This window comes from Streptomyces azureus, assembly GCF_001270025.1.
Lineage (GTDB): Bacteria > Actinomycetota > Actinomycetes > Streptomycetales > Streptomycetaceae > Streptomyces > Streptomyces azureus.
Genome location: NZ_DF968472.1, coordinates 1 through 2,891, shown reverse-complemented (window position 1 = coordinate 2,891; position 2,891 = coordinate 1). Strand labels below are relative to the sequence as shown.

Here is a 2,891-nt window from a genome sequence, read left to right as displayed (position 1 = left end):
GGGCGGGCGGTGCCATGGAGGCGCCGTGGCCGCCTGGGATGGATGCGCCGTTGTTCCACGGGGCGGACGGCTCGATGCCGCGCGAGAGGGGCGGTTTGGTGCCGCGCGAGACAGGCGGGCTGCCGCCTGACGAGACGAGCGCATCGTTGTTCCGCGAGACGGACAGCTCGATGCCGCGCGAGAAGGGCGCGCTGCCGCCCTGCGAGACGAGCGCGTCGTTGTTCCGCGAGACGGACAGCCCGATGCCGCGCGGGGCAGGCGGGCTGCTGCCCGACGAGAGGGACTGGCCGCTGGCTAACGAGACGGGCGCGGCGTTTTTCCGCGAGGCGGACGGCTCGGTATCGCGCGCGAGGGGCGGACCGCTGCCCTGCGAGGGGTTGAGGCCCCCGGTGGCCGCCGAGAGGGGCGGGCCGCTGCCTCGCCAGGCGTTCGCGCCGTCGGCCCCCGAGACGGACGGCGCGTTCTCCCCCGAGCCCGGCTCCTCCCGCGGCCGGCCGCTTCCCCTGGGCCGGTTCGGTTCCCAGGGGGCCGCTGTGTGGCTGCGGCCCCCCGAGCCGGGATGCGAGGTCGAGGCCTCGCTGCCGACGCTGTCGGCGTTGGGGGGCGGTGGAGACGCCCCCGATCTCGTGCGGCTGGTGAACACGGTGGCCACGCAGTGCCACCGGGTCCGGCTGCGGCGCGCGTGCGCGCAGCCGCCGGCCTTGCGCGCGCAGGGTCGGTAGTGCCGCTGTTCAGCCGTTGGCCTTCTCGTAGGCCTCGCGGATGGTCGCGGGAACACGGCCGCGGTCGTTGACCTCGTAGCCGTTCTCCTTCGCCCAGGCGCGGATGGCCGCCGTGTCCTGGCTGCCGCTCGAAGCCGCCCGCGCCTTTCCGCGCCCGCCCGAAGCGCGGCCTCCGGTACGACGACCGCCCTTCACGTAAGGCTCGAGAAGGCCGCGGAGCTTGTCCGCATTGGCGGTGGTGAGATCGATCTCGTACGTCTTGCCGTCCAGCGCGAACGTCACGGTCTCGTCCGCCTCGCCACCGTCGAGGTCGTCGACAAGAAGGACCTGAACCTTCTGTGCCACCGGATTTCCTTTCATCGATATCTTCAGGGCCGGGGTGTGCCGGCGTCCGCCGTATCACCGTCCCCTGTTATATGCAGTACTGCAGTACCTCGGAAAGCAAACCGCTTTTGCCGGAAAAACACAAACCCTCGGCAGAGACCGGCAGCCCCGCCTCCGCCCGGAAACGTGCGCGTTTCGGACATAGGGCACCCGGGCAGGGCGGTCGTGCGGAATATGCCTTGAGGAACCGGGCAGGCGGTCTTGCGACCGACTTGCAACTGGCTTGTGTGTCCGTCCCGGCGATCACAGATGCAGAAGCATCCGGCTGTTGCCCAAGGTGTTCGGTTTCACTCGTTCGAGACCGAGGAACTCCGCGACACCCTCGTCATAGGAACGCAGCAGCTCCGCGTAGACATCGGTGTCGACAGGCGTCTCGCCGATCTCCACGAAGCCGTGCTTGCTGAAGAAGTCGACTTCGAAGGTCAGACAGAAAACGCGGCGAACGCCGAGCCAGCGGGCGGTGTGCAGCAACTTCTCCAGCAACCGGTGTCCGACGCCCGCGCCCTTCAGGCCGGGCTTCACGGCGAGAGTGCGCACTTCCGCGAGGTCTTCCCACATCACGTGCAGGGCGCCGCAGCCGACGACCTCGGCGTTGTCGTCCCGTTCCGCGACCCAGAACTCCTGGATGTCCTCGTAAAGCGTCACCGTTGCTTTGTCGAGCAGGATGCCGCCGCGGACGTAGGCGTCAAGGAGGCGGCGCACGGCCGGGACATCGCTGGTACGGGCCCGCCGGACGGTGATGGCTTTTGCGGGGGCTTCGGGGCTCTTCGCGGACATGACGGGACGCTATCGCCCGTCGGTGTCCTGAGCGGAGGCGGGGTTCTCCGGCGGTTCCACCGGTTCGGTTCGTTCCACCGGTTCGGTTCGTTCCACCGGTTCGGTTCGTTCCGCTGGTTCGGCCGGTTCAGACGATCCGGTCGGTTTCTGGGTTTCCGGGACCTGGGCGATGCGCACGGCATCGCGGAGAGCCTCTCGCTGTTCGTCGCTCATCATGCCGAAGAAGGCGACGAGAGCCGCGGCGGGGTTGTCACTCTGCGACCAGGCTTCGTTCATCAGGGCGGCGGCGTAGGCAGCACGTGTGGAGACCGCCTCATATCGATAGGCACGGCCCTCCGCCTCGCGGCGCACCCAGCCCTTCTGATGGAGATTGTCCAAAACGGTCATCACGGTGGTGTACGCGATGGACCGCTCCTTCTGAAGATCTTCCAGGACTTCTCGAACGGTCACCGGGCGGTTCCACTTCCACACCCGCGACATGACCGCGTCTTCGAGTTCTCCCAATGGGCGAGGCACACCTCAGAACAATAGTGGGAGATCTAGGCAATGGCGTGGCGGACGTGCGCTTCACCGGCGAACGGGAGCAAAAAGGGCGTACGACTCGAAAGTGCGAGCCTCGCGGAGGGCCGCGCACGAGTCGTACGCCGTCAGAGCGCTGCGCCGGGGGCGGCAGCGGTCGGTCAGGCTTCGGCCTTCGGGGGCGTCGCGGAGGGCTGTCGGGCGCCCTCCACGCGCGCGAGGGCGGCGTCGACGGCCGCGTCCTCCTTGGCCTTGTTGACGCCGCCCTGTGTCTTCACGATCACCCGGATCACGCCGATGAAGAAGATGGCCATGACGACCGGGGGCAGGAGCGCGGAGACGTAGTCCATGGACCCAGAGTAGCCACGTCAGCCCGCGGCGAGCTGCTGGGGGTTCGCCGGGGGTGGCGGGGTGGGCTTGCGGCGCGGGAAGACCTCGCCCGGGGTGGGGATCGGGCGGCTGGGTTTCGGTGCGCCCGGGGTGGGGGCC

Annotated in this window: 5 protein-coding genes; 1 reads left to right on the top strand and 4 read right to left on the bottom strand. The window is 68.9% G+C overall.

What is annotated here, in order from left to right; all coding sequences use genetic code 11:
• The first annotated feature begins 14 nt into the window (after positions 1–14).
• Positions 15–722: a hypothetical protein gene (locus AOQ53_RS47055; protein WP_236711936.1), complete on the top strand. Its 708-nt coding sequence runs from the start codon at positions 15–17 to the stop codon at positions 720–722.
• Between the two features lie 9 nt (positions 723–731).
• Here AOQ53_RS47055 and AOQ53_RS36200 read toward each other — a convergent pair whose 3' ends face one another.
• The 4 genes from AOQ53_RS36200 to AOQ53_RS36185 all read right to left on the bottom strand — a co-directional run bounded on the left by AOQ53_RS36200 (position 732) and on the right by AOQ53_RS36185 (position 2,752).
• Positions 732–1,067: a histone-like nucleoid-structuring protein Lsr2 gene (locus tag AOQ53_RS36200; RefSeq protein WP_010048839.1), complete on the bottom strand. Its 336-nt coding sequence runs from the start codon at positions 1,065–1,067 to the stop codon at positions 732–734.
• A gap of 282 nt (positions 1,068–1,349) precedes the next feature.
• Complete coding sequence (locus tag AOQ53_RS36195; protein ID WP_059423919.1) at positions 1,350–1,883, bottom strand: amino-acid N-acetyltransferase; 534 nt, start codon at positions 1,881–1,883, stop codon at positions 1,350–1,352.
• Positions 1,884–1,892: 9 nt separating this feature from the next.
• Positions 1,893–2,399: a BlaI/MecI/CopY family transcriptional regulator gene (locus tag AOQ53_RS36190; protein WP_078945671.1), complete on the bottom strand. Its 507-nt coding sequence runs from the start codon at positions 2,397–2,399 to the stop codon at positions 1,893–1,895.
• 164 nt (positions 2,400–2,563) lie between these two features.
• A complete protein-coding gene (locus AOQ53_RS36185) occupies positions 2,564–2,752 on the bottom strand; it encodes a hypothetical protein (protein ID WP_059423918.1) in 189 nt (62 codons plus the stop codon).
• Positions 2,753–2,891: the final 139 nt, after the last annotated feature.